This window comes from Streptomyces sp. NPDC107500 (assembly GCF_055582785.1).
On record NZ_JBVJPF010000003.1, the window covers coordinates 319,066 to 336,382 of the forward strand.

A 17,317-nucleotide genomic window follows, 5' to 3' on the forward strand; every position below is an offset into this window, starting at 1 on the left:
CCAGGGACATGGGGGGTCGGTCGCAGTCGGAGCTTGGGACAGTGCACGCAGATAAATCCACGCTGCGGGCACCTGGTTGATACCCACTATGCGCTAGTGATCATAACTATCCGTGCGCGCGCATCTCTCGGCGCACGGCCGCACAAGGGGGCGCATGGCCAATATGGTCGAGGCATGACGACCGAGTCCGACTCCTTCCCCAAACGGCACGCCCGCACCCAGCGGTTCACGCTCGGCGCGCCGCGTTCGTTCACCGTGGCGCCCGACGGTTCACGGGTCGCCTTCCTGCGCTCCGGCACCGGCACGGACCGGGCCAACTCCCTGTGGGTTCTCGACGTCGACGGGGGCACGGAGCGCGTCGCCGCCGACCCGCGGGCCCTGCTCGGCGGTGCCGAGGAGGCCCTGTCGCCCGAGGAACGGGCACGGCGCGAGCGCAGCCGCGAGGGAGGTGCGGGCATCGTCGGCTACGCCACCGACTCGGCCGTCGAGCTGGCCTCCTTCGCCCTCTCCGGGCGGCTCTTCGCGGCCCAGCTGCGGGCCGGCACCGCCCGCGAACTGTCCACGCCCGGACCGGTGATCGACCCCCGCCCCTCCCCCGACGGACGGCACATCGCCTATGCCGCGCGGGGCGGCCTGCGGGTCGTGGGCGCCGACGGCGACGGCGACAGGGCCCTGGCCGAGGCGGACGGCGAGGGCGTCACGTACGGGCTCGCCGAGTTCATCGCCGCCGAGGAGATGGGCCGCAGCCGGGGCTTCTGGTGGAGCCCGGACTCGGACCGGCTGCTGGTGGCACGGGTGGACGACACGCCCGTGCAGCGCTGGTGGATCTCCGACCCGGCCCGCCCCGAGCGTGATCCACAACACGTGCCGTACCCGGCGGCCGGCACCGCCAACGCGGACGTACGACTGTTCGTCCTCGGCCTCGACGGGGGGCGCACGGAGGTTCTGTGGGACCGGGCGCGGTACCCGTATCTGGCGCGAGTGCACTGGTCAGCGTCGGGTGCGCCGCTCCTTCTCGTACAGGCGCGCGACCAGCGCAGCCAGTTGTTCCTGGCCGTGGACACGGTGTCCGGGACGACCCGGATGGTGCACGCCGACGAAGATCCAATTTGGCTGGAACTCTTCCCCGGCGTGCCCTGCTGGAGCCCGTCCGGGCAGTTGGTGCGGATCGCCGACGAGGGCGGTGCGCGCGTGCTTGCGGTCGGTGAACGGCTGCTGACCGGCGGGCAGTTGCACCTGCGGGCGGTGCTGGACGTCGGGGACGACGACGTGCTGGTCTCGGCGTCGGCGGGCGCCGAGGCGGCCGACCCGGAGACGGGCGAGGTGCACGTCTACCGGGTGAACGAACTCGGCGTGGAGCGCGTCTCGCAGGAGCCCGGCGTGCACTCCGCGGTGCACTCCGGGGACGTGTCCGTTCTCGTCACCGCGACGCTCGACCACCCGGGTGCCCGGGTGCGGGTTCTGCGGGACGGCAAGACAGCGGCCACCGTCGCCTCGTACGCCGAAGACCCCGGTTTGTCCCCGCGCGTGACACTCACCCGAGGGGGCGCACGCGCTGTCCCGTGCGCCGTGCTTATGCCAACGGACTACCACGGTGACACCCTCCTCCCGGTGCTCCTGGACCCGTACGGTGGCCCGCACGGCCAGCGGGTGGTCGCGGCGCACAACGCCCACCTCACCTCGCAGTGGTTCGCCGACCAGGGGTTCGCGGTGATCGTCGCCGACGGGCGGGGCACGCCGGGGCACTCCCCCGCCTGGGAGAAGTCCATCAAGGACGACGTGGCCGCGGTCGTGCTCCAGGACCAGGTCGACGCGCTCCAGGCGCTCGCCGCCGACTTCCCGCTGGACCTGAACCGGGTCGCCGTGCGCGGCTGGTCCTTCGGCGGCTACCTCGCGGCGCTGGCGGCCCTGCGCCGGCCGGACGTCTTCCACGCGGCGGTGGTCGGGGCGCCGGTCACCGACCTGCGGCTCTACGACACCCACTACCAGGAGCGGTACCTCGGCGACCCCGGCGAGCAGCCGGACGTCTACCGGCGCAACTCGGTGATCGACGACGCCGGGCTGGTGGACGCCGCCGAGCCGCACCGCCCGATGATGGTCATCCACGGGCTCGCGGACGACAACGTGGTGGTCGCGCACTCCCTGCGCCTGTCCTCGGCCCTGCTGGCAGCCGGCCGCCCGCACGAGGTGCTGCCGCTGTCCGGCGTCACGCACATGACCCCGCAGGAATCGGTCGCCGAGAACCTGCTGCGGCTCCAGGTCGACTTCCTCAAGCGGTCGCTGCCCGCACCGTCGTAGGACCCGTCACCCGTACGCCAACCGGCTTAACACACAGGCAACTTCGCCGAAGCGGCTCCGATATACGGACGCGCGAGGCTGTTCAGCGTACGGCCGTGCGGGTGCCGTAAGCGGGCCGGGGAGCGCCATGTCACCCCGGCCCGCTGCCGTGCCCGGCGTCGTCGTCCGTCTCGGGCGGCACCACCTGCTTCTCCTCCGCGAAGTGGCACGCCGAGTCGTGGGCCGCGGGTCCGGAGACCGAGCGGAACTCGGCGGGTACGGCGAGGGCCGGTACCTCCAGCGCGCAGCGCTCCTGCGCCTTCCAGCAGCGGGTGCGGAAGCGGCAGCCGGAGGGGATGTTCGTCGGGGACGGGACGTCGCCGGCCAGGATGATGCGTTCGCGGTGTTCGCGGGCGTCCGGGTCGGGGACGGGGACGGCGGAGAGCAGGGCCTGGGTGTAGGGGTGGGTCGGGTGGTCGTAGATCTCGGCGTCCCGGCCGGTCTCCACGATGCGGCCGAGGTACATCACCCCGACCCGGTCGGAGATGTGCCGGACGATCGACAGGTCGTGCGCGATGAAGATGTAGGACAGGTCGAACTCGTCCTGGAGGCGGCCCATCAGGTTGATCACCTGGGCCTGGACGGAGACGTCGAGGGCCGAGACGGGTTCGTCGGCGACGATGATCTCCGGGCGCAGGGCGAGGCCGCGCGCGATGCCGATGCGCTGGCGCTGGCCGCCGGAGAACTGGTGGGGGTAGCGGTTGATGTACTCCGGGTTGAGGCCGACCACGTCCAGGAGGTGCTGGACCCGGGCCCGCCGGTCGCCCTTCGGCGCCACCTCGGGGTGGATGTCGTAGGCCTCCCCGATGATGTCGCCGACCGTCATGCGGGGGTTGAGGGAGGTGTAGGGGTCCTGGAAGACCATCTGGATGTTCCGGCGGACCGCCTTGAGGGCCTTGCCGGACAGCTTGGTGATGTCCTCGCCCTTGTAGCGGATCTCGCCGGCGGTCGGCTTCTCCAGGTTGACCAGCATCTTGGCGACCGTGGACTTGCCGCAGCCGGACTCGCCGACGATGCCGAGGGTCTCGCCGCGGTCGAGGTGGAAGTCGACGCCGTCGACCGCCTTCACCGCGCCGACCTGCTTCTTGAAGAGGATGCCGGTCGTCAGCGGGTAGTGCTTGACGAGGCCGGTGACCTGAAGGATCGGCTCAGCCATGCAGGCACTCCCTCCAGAAGTGGCAGGCGCTGCCCCGCTCCGCGTCGGACTCGGTGACGTCGTACAGCGGCGGTACGTCGGTGCGGCAGACGTCCTGGGCCATCGGGCAGCGCGGGTGGAAGGCGCAGCCGGGCGGGATGCGGGTGAGGTTGGGCGGCAGGCCCTTGATGGCGTACAGCTCCTGGCCCTTCTGGTCCAGGCGCGGGATCGACTCCAGCAGGCCGCGGGTGTAGGGGTGGGCGGGGTTCTTGTAGATGTCGTGGACCGGGGCGGTCTCGACGATGCGGCCCGCGTACATGACGGCGATCTTGTCGGCGACGTCGGCGACCACGCCCAGGTCGTGGGTGATGAGGATGAGGCCCATGTGCAGCTCGCGCTGGAGTTCCGCGAGCAGGTCCATGACCTGGGCCTGGACGGTGACGTCGAGGGCGGTGGTCGGTTCGTCGGCGATGATCAGCTTGGGCTCCAGGGCCATCGCCATGGCGATCATGATCCGCTGGCGCATGCCGCCGGAGAACTGGTGCGGGTACTGCCGCACCCGCTCCTTCGCGGCCGGGATGCGGACCCGGTCCATCAGCTCGACGGCCTTGGCCCGGGCGTCCTTGCGGGACATGCCCCGGTGCACGGTGAACATCTCGCCGAGCTGGTCGCCGACGGTCAGGACGGGGTTCAGCGAGGACAGCGCGTCCTGGAAGATCATCGCCATCTCGGCGCCGCGGACCTTCCTGCGCTCCTCCTCCTTCAGCTTCAGCAGGTCCCGGCCCTCGAAGAGGATCTCGCCGGAGGTGATCCGGCCCGGCGGGATGTCGAGGATGCCCATGATCGTCTGGGCGGTGACGGACTTGCCGGAGCCGGACTCGCCGAGGACGGCCAGGGTCTCGCCCGCGTCGACGCCGTAGCTGACGCCGTTGACGGCTCTGGCGACGCCGTCCCGGGTGTGGAACTCCACGTGCAGGTCGCGCACTTCGAGCAGCATGGCGCCGGCTCACCTCAGCTTCGGGTCGAGGGCGTCGCGCACCGCGTCGCCGAGCATGATGAACGCGAGGACGGTGATGGCCAGCGCGCCCGACGGCCACAGCAGGGCGTGCGGGGCGTTGCGGACGTAGGGGGCGGCGGCGGAGATGTCGATGCCCCAGGAGACGCTGGGCGGCTTCAGGCCGACGCCGAGGAAGGACAGGGTCGCCTCCAGGGAGATGTAGGTGCCGAGCGCGATGGTCGCCACGACGATGACGGGGGCGACGGCGTTGGGCGCGATGTGCCGCAGCAGCAGCCGGGAGTTGGAGGCGCCGAGGGCGCGGGCCGCCTGCACGTAGTCGTTCTGCTTGGCGGTGATGACGGAGCCGCGGGCGATGCGGGAGATCTGCGGCCAGCCGAGCAGCACGATGAAGCCGATGACGGGCCAGACCGTGTTGCTGGTGATCACGGAGAGCAGCACCAGACCGCCGAGGACCACCGGGATCGCGAAGAAGATGTCGGTGATCCGGGACAGCACCGCGTCCCCTCCCCCGCCGAAGAACCCGGCGAGCCCGCCGAGCACGCTGCCGAGGACGGCGACCCCGAGGGTGGCGAGGACGCCGACCGCCACCGACGTGCGGGCGCCGTAGACGGTGCGGGTGTAGACGTCGCAGCCCTGGCCGTTGAAACCGAAGGGGTGGCCGGACTGGGAGCCCTCCTGTGCCTTGGCCAGGTCGCACTTGAGGGGGCTGCCGGAGGCGATCAGGGACGGCCAGATGGAGATGACGACCAGGAAGAGGATCACCAGCGCGGAGATGATGAAGACGGGGTTGCGGCGCAGGTCGTGCCAGGCGTCGGACCAGAGGCTGCGGGGCTTGTCCTGCGGGCTGCCGCCGTCGGGGCCCGGCGCCTTCTCCAGGGTCACGGCCTCGCTCGCGCCCAGGTCCATGGTGCCGCCCATGCCGGTGCCCGCGATGGCGCGCTCGGGCTCGTAGGGCTCCTGTTCAGGCATAGCGGATCCTCGGGTCGAGTACGGCGTACAGGAGGTCGACGACGAGGTTGGCGACGAGGAAGACGAGGACCAGGACGGTGACGAAGCCGACCACGGTCTGCGTGTTCTGGCGCAGGATGCCCTGGTAGAGCTGGTAGCCGACGCCGTGGATGTTGAAGATCCGCTCGGTGACGATGGCGCCGCCCATCAGGGCGCCGATGTCGGTGCCGATGAAGGTGACGACGGGGATGAGGGAGTTGCGCAGCAGGTGCCGGGTGATGACCCGGTGGCGCGGCAGGCCCTTGGCGATGGCGGTGCGGACGTAGTCGGAGCGCCGGTTCTCCGCGATGGAGGTGCGGGTCAGGCGGGTGACGTAGGCCAGGGACACCGAGGCGAGGACCAGGCCGGGGACGATCAGCTCGTCGAAGGGCGCCTCCGAGGAGACGGCCGGGTCGATCCAGCCCCACTTCACGCCGAGGAGGAGCTGGAGCAGCAGGCCGGTGACGAAGGTGGGCACGGAGATGACGACCAGGGTGAGCAGCAGCACCCCGGTGTCGACGGGGCGGCCGCGGCGCAGGCCGGTGACGACGCCGAGGACGATGCCGACGACGATCTCGAAGAGGATCGCGATGATCGTGAGCCGGATGGTGACCGGGAACGCCGTCCCCATCAGCTCGGTGACCGGCTGGCCGTTGAAGGCGGTGCCGAAGTCGCCGGTGAAGACGTTGCCCATGTAGGTCAGGTACTGCTGCCAGACGGGCTTGTCGAGGCCGAACTCCTTCCGCAGCTGGGCCGCGGTGGCCGGGTCGCACTCCCGGTCGCCGCAGAGTCCCGCGATGGGGTCGCCCATCACGTTGACCATCAGGAAGATCAGCAGCGTGGCCCCGATGAAGACCGGGATCATCTGGAGCAGCCGCCGGACGACGTAGCGTCCCATGGCGCCCCCTCAGCTCACCTTGATCTCGTTGTACACGGGAACGCTGAACGGGTTGAGTTCCACGTCGGAGAGGCGGTCCGAGTAGCCGGCGCTGCCGTTCTGGTACCAGAGCGGGATGGCGGCCATGTTGTCGCGGACGACCTCCTCGGCCTGCTGGAAGGTCTTGACGGCCTCGGCCTCGTCCGTCTGGCCGTTGGCCTTGTCGACCAGGCCGTCGAACTCCTGGTTGGACCACTTGCCGTCGTTGGAGGAGGCGTTGGTGTAGTAGAGCGGCTGGAGGAAGTTCTGGATGAGCGGGTAGTCCATCTGCCAGCCGGCGCGGAAGGGGCCGCTCATCTTCCGGTCGGTGATCTGGCTGCGGAAGTCGGCGAAGGTGCCGACCGGGTTGCCGACGCAGGCGCGGTCGTTGTCCAGGGCGTTGTTGATGGAGTTGCAGACGGCGTCGACCCACTGCTTGTGGGAGCCGGTGTCGGCGTTGTAGGTGATCTTGACCTGGCCGCCGGGGAGGCCGCCGCCGTCCTTGACCAGCTTCTTCGCCTCTTCGGGGTTGTAGTCGCAGCCGTCGCCGCAGAGGCCGGCCTTGTATCCGCCGTCCTCGCCGAGGACCGGTGAGGTCCAGTCGGTGGCCGGGGTGCGGGTCTGCTGGAAGATCGTGTCGGTGATCTGCTTGCGGTCGATCGCCATGGACAGGCCCTTGCGGACCTTCTCGGACCCGGACTTGTTCCAGTCGTCGTCGTAGAACGGGAAGGCGAGGGTCTGGATGATGCCGGCCGGGGTGTTGATGTACCGGTCGCCGAGGTCGTTCTTCACGTTCTTGAGCTGGGCGGCCGGGACGTCGTCGACGAGGTCGAGGTTACCGGCGATCAGGTCGGTGTAGGCCGTGTTGTTGTCGGTGTACACCTTCAGGTCGACGCCGCCGTTCTGGGCCTTGTCGTCGCCGGGGTACTGGTCCCAGGTGCGCAGCGACATCTGGTTGCCGCGGGTGTAGTTGTCGACCTGGTAGGGGCCGTTGCCGACGGGCTTCTGGAGCCAGGCGTCGTGGTCGTCGAAGAACGCCTTCGGCAGCGGCGCGAAGGCGTTGTAGCCGAGGGTGTCGGGGAAGCTGGAGAACTTCTGGTTGAGCTTGACGGTGAAGGTGCGCTCCCCGGTCACCTTCAGCCCGGAGAGCGTGTCGGCGCTCTGGTCGCCGCCGTCCTCGGGGTGCACCTTGTCGTAGCCGTCGATGTAGGCGAAGAAGTAGGCGTTGCGCTGGTTGTTCTTCAGGCTCGCGCCGTAGTTCCAGGCGTCGACGAAGGACTGGGCGGTGACCTTCTCGCCGTTGCTGAAGGTCCAGCCGTCCTTGACGGTGATGTCGTAGGTCTGCGAGTCGGAGGTCTCGATCTTCTCGGCGAGCATGTCCTTCGCCTCGCCGGTCTTCGGGTCGTACTTCTTCAGGTTCCGGAAGATCATGTCGAGGACCTTGCCGCCCTGCACCTCGTTGGTGTTGGCCGGCTCCAGCGGGTTCTGGGGGTCGCCCCACGAGGAGCTGAGCACGGCGCCGCTGTCCCCACCGCTGTCCCCGCCCCCGCCGCCGCAGGCCGTCGCCGCGAGGGCTACCGCCGCCGCGCATGCGGCCCATTTGGCGTGCGTCGCTCCGCGCATGGAGTGCCTCCTCGTGCCCTGACTCGTCCGCTGGTGCGTTCCCGGTCAGCTTCGGGGGGCTGGTGGCACGGCGCACACCCGTACGGTCCGTACGGGTTGCGGACGTCCGCCGGACGGGTGCCGGACGGGTTTCGGCGGTGGGCGGGCGCGACGAAGGGCGGGGACGGAAGTGTGCTCCCGTCCCCGCCCTTCGTATCGGAGGTACCCGGTTCAGCTCTTGCTGAGCGTCGTCCCGCCGTCGGCGTCGCCCTCCAGCGCCTTCAGACCCGGGTCCATGACGATGTCCACGTCCCTGGCCTCGGTCGTCGGCTCCTCCGGGAAGTGGCAGGCCGTCAGGTGGCCCGCGCGGTTGCCGGAGAGCTGCACCAGCGGCGGCTCCTCGGTGGCGCACTTGTCCTGCGCCTTCCAGCACCGGGTGCGGAAGCGGCAGCCGGACGGCGGGGCGATCGGCGAGGGGACGTCGCCCTGGAGGCGGATGCGCTCGCGCTTGTCCGCGTCGATGTCCACCTCCGGCACGGCCGAGAGCAGGGCGTGCGTGTACGGGTGGCGGGGCCGGTTGTAGAGCGAGTCGCGGTCCGCGACCTCCACGACCTTGCCGAGGTACATCACCGCGACGCGCTGCGAGAAGTGCCGCACGATCGCCAGGTCGTGGGCGATGAACACGAACGCGATGCCCATCTCCCGCTGCACTTCCTGCAGCAGGTTGACCACCTGGGCCTGGATCGACACGTCGAGGGCCGAGACCGGCTCGTCGGCGACGATGAGCTTCGGCTGGAGGGCGACGGCGCGCGCGACGCCGATGCGCTGGCGCTGACCGCCGGAGAACTCGTGCGGGAAGCGGTTGTAGTGCTCCGGGTTGAGACCGACGATCTCCAGGAGCTCGCGGACGCGCTTCTCCCGGCCGCCGGGCGGGTTGATCCCGTTGATCTCCATCGGGCCGGAGATGATCGTGCCCACGGTCTGCCGGGGGTTCAGCGACGCGTACGGGTCCTGGAAGATCATCTGGATCTCGGACCGGATCGGCGCCAGCTGCCGCCGGTTGGCGCGGGTGATGTCCTGGCCCTTGTACTCGATCGTGCCCTGCGTGGGCTCGAGGAGACGGGTCAGCAGCCGGCCGGTGGTCGACTTGCCGCAGCCGGACTCGCCGACCAGGCCGAGGCTCTCGCCCGGGTAGACCTCGAAGTCGACGCCGTCGACGGCCTTGACGTGGCCGACGGTGCGTTTGACCGGGAAGCCGCCCTTGATGGGGAAGTGTTTCTTCAGGCCGCTGACCCGGAGAAGCGGCGCGGTGTCGCCGTCCCGCTGCTGCGGGAACGAGTCGGCCACCGCCGTGGTGGTCTTGGTGTTGTCGCTCATGGTGATGCCCCAGTCGCCGGTTTCCGCTCAGCCCAGCCGGGGCTGAATCTTCTCGATGAACACCTGCTGCCGCTGGTCTCCCGTCAGGTGACAGGCGGCGGCACGGCCGTCGGGGAGCAACGGTCGCTCACCCGAGCACCGGCTGCCGGAGACCAGGTCGGTGAAGCCGCACCGGGGGTGGAAGGCACATCCCGAGGGCGGGTTCAGCAGCGAGGGCGGCGAACCCGGGATCGGCATCAGCGGCTCGTCGATGTCCGAGGAGAGACTCGGCATCGAGCCCAGCAGACCCCAGGTGTAGGGGTGCTGCGGCGTCTTGAGCACCTCGCGCACCGAACCGCGCTCGACGGCCCGGCCCGCGTACATGACCAGGATGTCGTCGGCCATGTTGCCGACCACGCCGAGGTCGTGGGTGATCATGATGATCGCGGAGCCGAACTCCTGCTGGAGGTCCTTGAGCAGGTCGAGGATCTGCGCCTGCACCGTCACGTCGAGGGCCGTGGTCGGCTCGTCGGCGATCAGCAGGTCCGGGTTGCAGGCGAGCGCCATGGCGATCATGGCGCGCTGCCGCATACCGCCGGAGAACTGGTGCGGGTAGTCGTCGACCCGCTTCTCCGGGTTCGGGATGCCGACCTTCTGGAGCAGGTCGATGGCGCGCACCCGGGCGTCCCGCTTGGAGGCGCCGTTGTGCTTCATGAACGGCTCGGCGATCTGCCGGCCGATCGTGTAGTACGGCGACAGGGCGGTGAGCGCGTCCTGGAAGATCATCGCCATCTTCTTGCCGCGCAGCTTCTCCAGCTGCTTCTCACTGGCGTCGGTCAGCTCCTGGCCGTCCAGGGTGATCGAGCCGTCGACGGCGGTCTTGCGGCGGTCGTGCAGGCCGAGGACGGCCAGGTTGGTCACCGACTTGCCGGAGCCGGACTCGCCCACGATGCCGAGGGTCTTGCCGCGCTCCAGGTCGAAGGAGAGTCCGTCCACCGCCTTGACGACGCCGCCCTCGGTGGAGAAGTGGACCTTGAGGTCGCGCACCGAGAGAAACGCGTCCCCCGCGGCGGCGGCCGGGGCCTCTTCGGGCTTGGTCTGAGTGGTCACGGTGGTTCTCCTAGGACAGGCGCACGCGCGGGTCGATGACGGCGTACAGGGCGTCCACGATCAGGTTGAAGACGATGATGAGCGCGGCGCTGACGAGCATGACGCCCATCAGCATCGGCAGGTCCTTGTTGACGACCGAGTCGAGCGCGAGCCGGCCGATGCCGGCCAGGCCGAAGGTCAGCTCGGTCACCATGCCGCCGCCCATGAGGGCGGACAGGTCGATGCCGAGGATGGTGACGATCGGCACGAGGGAACCGCGCCAGGCGTAGCGGAAGAAGGTGTAGTTGCCCGACATGCCCTTGGCGCGGGCCGCCTTCACGTGTTCTTCCTGCAACTGCTCGATCATCGACGAGCGGCTCATACGGGTGTAGTTGGCGGTGAAGATCGTCGCCATGACGAGCCATGGGATGAGCAGGCCCGCGAACCAGCCGGCGGCGTCCTCCGAGATCGGTACGTACTTCGGCTTGTCCAGCCAGCCGGTGCTGTAGACGAACGCGAGCAGCACGAGCGGGCCGAGGAAGTAGATCTGGAGGGAGCTGATGACGAGCGACCCGGAGCTGAAGACCTTGTCGACCCAGGTGCCGCGCTTCCGGGCGGCCAGCATGCCCGCGCCGAGACCGAGGATGAGGAAGACCACCAGGCTGCCGGCCGTCAGCGAGACGGTCAGCGGGAAGCGGTCCATGATCGTGTCCCAGACGTCCTGGTTGTTGGCGAAGGAGACACCGAAGCACGGGGCACTGCAATGTCCGACCGCGAAGTCGCGGCCGGCGAAGATGCCGATCAGGAAGTTCCAGTACTGGACGGTGACCGGCTGGTCGAGGCCCAGGTTCTTGTGGATGATCTCCAGCGCGTCCGGAGTGCAGTTCTTGCCACACGCCAGCAGGGCCGGGTCCTGCGGGATCGCGAAGAACATGAAGAAGGTGAAGGCACTGATCAGTACCAGGATCAGCACCGCGCCGAAGGACCGGCGAATGAGGAATTGAAGCATGGCAGACAGCTGCTCTCAGGACTGCGGCAGTCGGATGGGGAGGTCTGGGGGAATCCGGGTCCGGTGGGGGCGCTCCGCCGCGCGCCCCCACCGGTCACCCGACCGAACGGACTACTTCTTGAGGAAGACCCGCGTCACGTCCACGTAGCTCGAGTCCGAGCTGTAGCGGATGCCGCCGATGTTCGAACCGAAGATCTGGAAGACCTTGGTGTAGTAGATCGGGGCGGCCGGGTTGACTTCCTTGGAGATGTACTCGTTCAGCTCGGCCCAGCCCTTCGTGGCCTCCGCCGGGTCGGTGATCTTCTGGATGCGCTTGATCTCGGAGTTCACGTGGTCGTCGTTGATGTGCGAGTAGTTCGACGCACCGTCCTGGATCTGCGTGCCGTCGTACACCGGCGGGATGACCGTGGAGGCGGACGGCCAGTCCTGGCCCCAGCCGGTCATGTAGAGGTCGTAGCCGTTCTTGACCTTGCCGACCTGCTCGTACCAGGTGGCGGAGTCGATCTCCTTCTTCTGGATGTCCAGACCGATCTTCTCCAGGGCGTCGGCGATCAGGACGGCCTGCTGCTGGCGGACCGGCGTGTTGCCGTAGGCGTAGACGAGGCTCTTGCCCTCGAAGCCGCCTTCCTTGATCAGCTTCTTGGCGGCCTCGATGTCACCGTTCGGCTTCTTGGAGCGGTTGAACGGGTCGTAGTTGCCGTCGTAGCCCGGGGTGGTCGGCGACATCAGGGAGTTGGCGACCTCACCGCCGTACGCGCCACCGTCGGCCTTGAAGACCGCGCTGGAGGGCAGCGCCAGGGTGATCGCGTCACGGAGCTTCTTGTCCTTGATGCGGTCCAGGTTGAAGTTCAGCTGCCACACGTACGGGGCGTAGCCCTGGATGGTGCGGTTCTGCATCGCCTGCTTGTCGCCGACGACCTTCTGGAGCTGGGTGGTGGCGACCTGGCCCGTGAACATCATCGCGTTCTTGGCCTCGCCCTGGTCGGCGAGGAGGGTCTTGGTCTGGTCCTCGTCGTCGTGGTTCATCTCGATGTTGAACCCGTCGACGTACTGGTGGCGCACCGAGTCGGACTTGGGGTCCCACTGGGTGTTCTTGACCAGCTTCATCGACTTGCCCGGCTTGAAGTCGGCGATCTTGTACGGGCCGACGGCGACGGGGGCGTTGTCGTACTTCGCCTTGGTGTCCGTCTCCTCGGGCACGACGCTGTAACCGGGCATGGTCAGCATCTGCGGGACGTCGGGACGCGCCTCCTTGAAGTGGAAGACGATCGTCTTGTCGTCCGGCGTCTCCAGGACGGAGTCGGGCAGGTGCTTGCCCTTGTCCGGGCCCGCGTAGGCGTCGCGGTAGGTGGTGCCGTCACCGGACAGCCACTGCTGGAGGTAGGTCGGGCCGTCGGTGATGTAGTTCGAGTACAGGCGCTCGACCGTGTTGCGGATGTCCGCGGCGTTGATCGGGTTCCCGTTCGCGTCCTTCAGGTTGTCCTTGAGGGTGTACGTCCAGGTCTTGCCGCCCTCGGAGGACTTGCCCGCGTCGGTGGCGAGGTCGCCCACGACGGTCAGGTTGCCGTTCTCGTCCTCGTCGTACTGGGTCAGGCCGCGGAAGATCAGGCGGCTGAGCAGCTTGCCGTCCGAGACGTAGATCTGGCCCGGGTCCAGGTGGGAGAAGTCCGCCTCCTGGTACACGGTCGCGGTACCGCCCGGCTTGGCGCCCTGGACGTCGGGAGCCGGACCGGTGGACGCCGCGGCGTCTCCGATCTGCACCGGCTTCGACTGCGACTTGGCGTCCTCCTTCTGCTTGCTGTTGTCCTTGGAGGAGCTGTCGCTGCCACCACCGCAGGCGGTGAGAGTCAGGGCGCCGGCGGCGACCGCGACTATGGCGGCCGATGCGGTGCGGTTACGGAAGATGCTCATAGGGACGAATCCACCTGCCTGTGAGTAGTGAGCACTGCTGGTGCGTGGCCGGGGCCGTGCTGAGCGGCACCGAACCGGCCGGGCGAGGATGTGGGGGGATTTCCCCTGGGCTCAGCGGTTGGTCTTGGGGTCGAACGCGTCCCGTACCGAGTCACCGAGGAGGTTGAAGGCCACGACGAAGATCACCATGGCGATACCGGGGAAGAGCATGTAGTAGGGGTCCTGCTCGACGATGTTGGCGCCGATGGCGAACATCCGTCCCCAGTCCGGCGTGGGCTCCACGTACCCGACGCCCACGAAGGACAGGAAGGCGATGCTGAGGATGGTGCTCGGCAGCGTGAGCGTCGCCTGCACCAGCGTCGGGGTGACGATGTTGGGCAGCAGCTCCTTGCGAAGGATGCGCCAGGGCGAGGCCCCGGAGATGCGCGCCGCCTCGATGAACTCCCGGTCGCGCAGGGTCATCGTGGCACCGCGGACGATGCGGGACAGGCTCATCCAGCCCAGGAAGGACAGCACGATGATGATCGCGCAGGCCCGCACGTAGGTGGGCGTCTCCTTGTCCGGGGCGACGAACACCGTGGTGATGACGGGCATCGCCGCCACGAAGAACAGCTGGCTGGGCAGGGCCATGAAGAAGTCGGTGATCCGGCCGAGCCAGTAGTCCATCTTCCCGCCGAAGTAGCCGCCGGCCAGACCGATCAGCACGCCGAGGATGGTCATGATGAGGGTCGCGGCCAGCGCGGTGGCGAGCGAGGTCCGGATCCCGTACAGCAGCTGGGTGAACACGTCGCGGCCCAGGCCCGGTTCGATGCCGAACCAGAACTCGCCGTCGATGCCGCCGAACGGCGCGGCGGGCATGGTGAACATGTCCAGCAGGTCGGGGTTCTCCTGCCCGTACAGCGTGTACGGGTCCTTGCCGTACACCATCGAGATCAGCGGCGCCGCCGCCGCGACCACGAAGAAGAACAGGACGACGAAGGCCGAGACCACACCCGTGCGGTCGCGCTTGAAGCGCGCCCACATCAACTGCCCGGGGCTGCGGCCCTCCGGCTCCTTGGGCTTGGGGGCGTCACCCTCGGGTGCGCTCTCCTTGTCCAGGACGGGAGAGGCCTGAGCACCCTCGATCTCGATTGGACTCGTCATGATTCGTCCGTTTCACAGGTTGGAGGTCGTCGGGACTGCACGGGGGGTCCGACGGCCTTCGCACGGCGTACGTGTGTCGCAGCGCGCGAGGGGAACAACGACGGAGGGGCGGCGCCCCTGGAGAACCCTGGCTCGCGGTCGGGTCACCGACCGACGGAACGCGTCGTCAAGGAAGTTCGCGACGTCGCGCCGCCGCCGCGTCAACCGTTGCGGCACTGAACGCACCCGCGGGGCCTACACCTGCCATCGGGAACGATGCGACCCATATGGCGCTTGTGGCACCTCGCATGGGTTCCTCCTCATGAATCCGCTGGTTCACCGCAAAGAGGACCACACGACACATCCCGGCCATTCATGGGTGGCCGGAGACCGAGTGGCGCCTCGCGCTCGCGAGTCCGCGCCCCGTCAGCGCACGACCCGTTTATCCGAGCTCTACGCGCCTAACTATCTGCCATCCTCCGGCTAACGAACCACAGGTTCGAGGTCTCGGTTCGATCACAGATAGGGGCCAGATCTTTCAAAATCCGGACAAAGGGTTTGGTGCGAGATCGCTGCGAAACGGACTTGTTACACATCTAGCGGGAGTCACTGTCCGTATAACGGACGTCCGCGCGACGGAAATTGATTGCGCGTGACCCTCGGGAGGTGCAAGCTGACAGCCAGCTCTGTCTCGCGTCGGACTCGGACCTCGTCCTCGAGCGCGATGCCCCGGGTGCTCCCGCGCAGGTTAGTGCCGGCGGGCCCGCCCGGCGCCGGTCCGCGGCAAAATCGAGGGTTTTCCCTACCTGTTCCCGTCAGCCATGCGAAACGGCACCGGACACCACGTCAGCCGTGGTGTCCGGTGCCGTTCGCTGCGGGAGGGTCAGCCGTGCTTGGCGCGGCTCGCGGCGCGGGCGCGCTCGCGGGCGTCCAGGTTCACCTTGCGGATGCGGACGGCCTCCGGGGTCACCTCGACGCACTCGTCGTCGCGGCAGAACTCCAGGGACTGCTCCAGGGAGAGCTTGCGCGGCGGGACGATCGCCTCGAACGAGTCGGCCGAGGACGACCGCATGTTGGTGAGCTTCTTCTCCTTGGTGATGTTGACGTCCATGTCGTCGGCGCGGGAGTTCTCGCCGACGATCATGCCCTCGTACACCTCGGTGCCGGGGTCGGTGAAGAGCACACCGCGCTCCTGGAGGTTGGTCATCGCGAACGCGGTGACGGCACCGGAGCGGTCGGCGACCAGGGAGCCGTTGTTGCGGGTCGTCAGGGCGCCGAACCAGGGCTCGTGGCCCTCGTGGATGGAGTGGGCGATACCCGTGCCGCGGGTCTGGGTGAGGAACTCCGTCCGGAATCCGATCAGACCGCGGGAGGGCACCACGAACTCCATGCGGACCCAGCCCGAACCGTGGTTGGACATGTTGTCCATACGGCCCTTGCGCACGCCCATGAGCTGCGTGACCGCGCCCATGTGCTCCTCGGGCACGTCGATCGTCATGCGCTCGACGGGCTCGTGCGTCTTGCCGTCGACCTCCTTGGTGACGACCTGCGGCTTGCCGATGGTCAGCTCGAAGCCCTCGCGGCGCATCTGCTCGACCAGGATGGCCAGCGCCAGCTCACCGCGGCCCTGCACCTCCCAGGCGTCCGGGCGCTCGGTGTCCAGGACGCGGAGCGAGACGTTGCCGATCAGCTCGCGGTCCAGGCGGTCCTTGACCTGGCGGGCGGTGACCTTGCGGTCCTTGACGGCCGCCTTGTTGTCCGCGCCCTTGCCGGTGGCGCCGCGGCCGACCAGCGGGGAGGTGTTGGTGCCGATGACCATGGAGATCGCGGGCTCGTCCACCGTGATCAGCGGCAGCGGGACCGGGTTCTCCTGGTCGGCCAGGGTCTCGCCGATCATGATGTCGGGGATACCGGCGACCGCGCAGATGTCGCCCGGGCCGGCCTTCTCGGCGGGCTTGCGGGTGAGGGCCTCCGTCATCATCAGCTCGGAGATCCGCACGTTGGACACGGAGCCGTCGCGCTTCATCCAGGCGACGGTCTGCCCCTTCTTCAGCTCGCCCTGGTGCACGCGCAGCAGGGCGATGCGGCCGAGGAAGTTGTCCGCGTCCAGGTTGGTGACGTGCGCCTGGAGCGGGGCGGCCTCGTCGTAGACCGGGGCCGGGATGTAGTCCAGGATCGTCGAGAAGAAGGGCTCCAGGCTGGTGGAGTCCGACGGGACCGTGCCGTCCTCGGGCTTGGTCAGGGAGGCGACGCCGTCCCGGCCGCACGCGTAGACGATCGGGAACTCGATCTGCTCCTCGTCCGCGTCCAGGTCCAGGAAGAGGTCGTAGGTCTCGTTGACGACCTCGTCGATCCGGGCGTCCGGGCGGTCCGTCTTGTTGATGCAGAGGATGATCGGCAGCCGCTGGCTGAGCGCCTTGCGCAGCACGAAGCGGGTCTGCGGGAGCGGGCCCTCGGAGGCGTCCACGAGGAGGACGACGCCGTCGACCATCGACAGACCGCGCTCGACCTCGCCGCCGAAGTCGGCGTGGCCGGGGGTGTCGATGATGTTGATCGTGATCGGGTCCCCGCCGTCCTTCGGGTGGTACTTCACCGCGGTGTTCTTGGCGAGGATCGTGATGCCCTTCTCACGCTCCAGGTCGTTCGAGTCCATCATGCGGTCGTCGACGCCCTCGAGCTGGTGGGCGGCGAAGGCACCGGCCTGCTTCAGCATGCCGTCGACGATGGTGGTCTTGCCGTGGTCGACGTGGGCGACGATGGCGACGTTGCGGATGTCGTGGCGCGTGGCCATATGAGGCGTACTCCCGGAGGGTGTGAGGACGGCCCTCGCGTACG

General features: G+C 68.6%; 12 protein-coding genes. 1 reads left to right on the plus strand and 11 read right to left on the minus strand.

Annotation, left to right across the window (positions count from 1 at the left end):
* The first annotated feature begins 174 nt into the window (after positions 1 to 174).
* The gene (locus ACZ67M_RS13070) at positions 175 to 2,298 is read left to right on the plus strand and encodes a S9 family peptidase (RefSeq protein ID WP_469850875.1); all 2,124 of its coding nucleotides are present in this window, start codon (positions 175 to 177) and stop codon (positions 2,296 to 2,298) included.
* A gap of 130 nt (positions 2,299 to 2,428) precedes the next feature.
* Here the strand turns inward: ACZ67M_RS13070 and ACZ67M_RS13075 are convergent, their stop codons facing one another.
* The 11 genes from ACZ67M_RS13075 to typA form a co-directional block, all read right to left on the minus strand.
* Positions 2,429 to 3,493 carry an ABC transporter ATP-binding protein gene (locus ACZ67M_RS13075; RefSeq protein ID WP_361352088.1) on the minus strand — a complete coding sequence of 355 codons (1,065 nt, stop codon included), beginning with the start codon at positions 3,491 to 3,493 and terminating at the stop codon, positions 2,429 to 2,431.
* Positions 3,486 to 4,469, minus strand: a complete 984-nt coding sequence (locus tag ACZ67M_RS13080; protein ID WP_122616062.1) for an ABC transporter ATP-binding protein — start codon at positions 4,467 to 4,469, stop codon at positions 3,486 to 3,488. Before ACZ67M_RS13080 ends, ACZ67M_RS13075 begins: the two co-directional genes overlap by 8 nt.
* 9 nt (positions 4,470 to 4,478) lie before the next feature.
* Entirely contained in the window at positions 4,479 to 5,459 is a 981-nt protein-coding gene (locus ACZ67M_RS13085; protein WP_361352094.1) for an ABC transporter permease, read from the minus strand.
* Positions 5,452 to 6,375, minus strand: a complete 924-nt coding sequence (locus ACZ67M_RS13090; protein ID WP_114531421.1) for an ABC transporter permease — start codon at positions 6,373 to 6,375, stop codon at positions 5,452 to 5,454. Before ACZ67M_RS13090 ends, ACZ67M_RS13085 begins: the two co-directional genes overlap by 8 nt.
* A 9-nt stretch (positions 6,376 to 6,384) precedes the next feature.
* The gene (locus ACZ67M_RS13095) at positions 6,385 to 8,016 is read right to left on the minus strand and encodes a peptide ABC transporter substrate-binding protein (RefSeq protein WP_392010439.1); all 1,632 of its coding nucleotides are present in this window, start codon (positions 8,014 to 8,016) and stop codon (positions 6,385 to 6,387) included.
* A gap of 210 nt (positions 8,017 to 8,226) precedes the next feature.
* The gene (locus ACZ67M_RS13100) at positions 8,227 to 9,372 is read right to left on the minus strand and encodes an ABC transporter ATP-binding protein (protein ID WP_385800892.1); all 1,146 of its coding nucleotides are present in this window, start codon (positions 9,370 to 9,372) and stop codon (positions 8,227 to 8,229) included.
* Positions 9,373 to 9,399: 27 nt separating this feature from the next.
* A complete protein-coding gene (locus ACZ67M_RS13105; protein WP_361352100.1) occupies positions 9,400 to 10,461 on the minus strand; it encodes an ABC transporter ATP-binding protein in 1,062 nt (353 codons plus the stop codon).
* Between the two features lie 10 nt (positions 10,462 to 10,471).
* Positions 10,472 to 11,449 (minus strand): ABC transporter permease, encoded by a 978-nt coding sequence (locus tag ACZ67M_RS13110; protein ID WP_392010433.1) that lies wholly within the window; start codon positions 11,447 to 11,449, stop codon positions 10,472 to 10,474.
* Between the two features lie 111 nt (positions 11,450 to 11,560).
* Positions 11,561 to 13,360, minus strand: coding sequence for an ABC transporter substrate-binding protein (locus ACZ67M_RS13115; RefSeq protein ID WP_361352106.1), 1,800 nt, complete (start codon positions 13,358 to 13,360; stop codon positions 11,561 to 11,563).
* A gap of 111 nt (positions 13,361 to 13,471) precedes the next feature.
* Complete coding sequence (locus ACZ67M_RS13120) at positions 13,472 to 14,503, minus strand: ABC transporter permease (RefSeq protein WP_122616055.1); 1,032 nt, start codon at positions 14,501 to 14,503, stop codon at positions 13,472 to 13,474.
* Between the two features lie 862 nt (positions 14,504 to 15,365).
* Positions 15,366 to 17,273, minus strand: coding sequence for a translational GTPase TypA (typA, locus tag ACZ67M_RS13125; protein WP_359882438.1), 1,908 nt, complete (start codon positions 17,271 to 17,273; stop codon positions 15,366 to 15,368).
* Positions 17,274 to 17,317: the final 44 nt, after the last annotated feature.